This window comes from Corallococcus sp. 4LFB, from assembly GCF_046520365.1.
Classification (GTDB): Bacteria; Myxococcota; Myxococcia; order Myxococcales; family Myxococcaceae; genus Corallococcus; species Corallococcus caeni.
Map to the genome: position 1 here is coordinate 1 of NZ_JBKGHJ010001235.1, position 475 is coordinate 475.

Here is a 475-nt window from a genome sequence, read left to right on the forward strand (position 1 = left end):
TGACGTAGCCGATGAGGCGCTTGTCCGTGTCCGCGCCCCGGGCCACGACAACGGCTTCGTTGACGCCAGGGAATGCACGCAGCGCTGCTTCGATTTCACCCAGCTCGATGCGGAAGCCGCGCACCTTCACCTGGAAGTCGACGCGGCCCAGGAAGTCGAGCGTGCCGTCCTCTCGCCAGCGGGCCTTGTCGCCCGTGCGGTAGAGGCGCTCGCCCGGCGTGGAAGCGAAGGGGTGGGGGACGAAGCGCTCCGCGGTCAGGTCCGGGCGGTGGAGGTAGCCCCAGGCGAGGCCCTGGCCACCGACGTACACCTCCCCCGCGACGCCCACTGGCACCGGACGCAGGTGCGCGTCGAGTACGTAGGCAGTGGAGTTGGAGAGCGGCCGGCCAATGGGCACCGGGCCATCCACCACCGTGTCGCGATGCATGGCGAAGGTGGCGGAGAAGGTGGTGTTCTCCGTGGGGCCGTAGCCGTT

General features: G+C 69.7%; 1 protein-coding gene. It reads right to left on the reverse strand.

Annotated features, from left to right (window positions below; genetic code table 11):
* On the reverse strand, positions 1 to 475 hold a 475-nt coding region (locus ACLEQD_RS45100; RefSeq protein WP_410392022.1), incomplete at both ends, for an AMP-binding protein.